This window comes from Peteryoungia ipomoeae (assembly GCF_004912165.1).
GTDB lineage: Bacteria > Pseudomonadota > Alphaproteobacteria > Rhizobiales > Rhizobiaceae > Allorhizobium > Allorhizobium ipomoeae.
Window position 1 is genome coordinate 1 of the sequence record NZ_STGV01000022.1, and the last position, 535, is coordinate 535.

Here is a 535-nt window from a genome sequence, read left to right on the forward strand (position 1 = left end):
TCTAATCACGTCGCCAGCCTATATCGTCATCAAGGCCAACGACGAGTTCAAGGACAAGACCACGCGGCCGAACGAGATGTGGCAGACCGACTTTACCTATCTGAAGGTCATCGGCTGGGGATGGTTCTACCTGTCGACCATTCTCGACGACTATTCCCGCTACATCATAGCATGGAAGCTGTGCACCAGCATGAAGGTAGACGATGTCACCGCCACGCTCGACCTGGCGCTGGCCGCCTCAGGCTGCGACAAGGTCAAGGTCGAGCACCGGCCGCGCCTGCTGTCCGACAACGGCCCGTGTTACGTCGCTTCCGATCTCGGCGAATGGCTGGAGACATACAAGATCAACCAGGTTCACGGCGCTCCCGGCCATCCGCAGACGCAGGGCAAGATAGAACGCTGGCATCAGACGTTGAAGAACCGCATCCTGCTGGAAAACTACTTCTTCCAGGAGGACCTCGAAGCCCAGATCGCGGCCTTCGTCGAGCACTACAACCATCGCCGATACCACGAGAGCCTCGACAATCTCACCCCA

At 58.3% G+C, this 535-nt stretch carries 1 protein-coding gene; it reads left to right on the top strand.

Annotated elements, in window-relative coordinates; genetic code table 11:
- A partial coding sequence (locus FAA97_RS20970; RefSeq protein ID WP_136600502.1) for a DDE-type integrase/transposase/recombinase occupies positions 1 to 535 on the top strand: 535 nt, incomplete at both ends.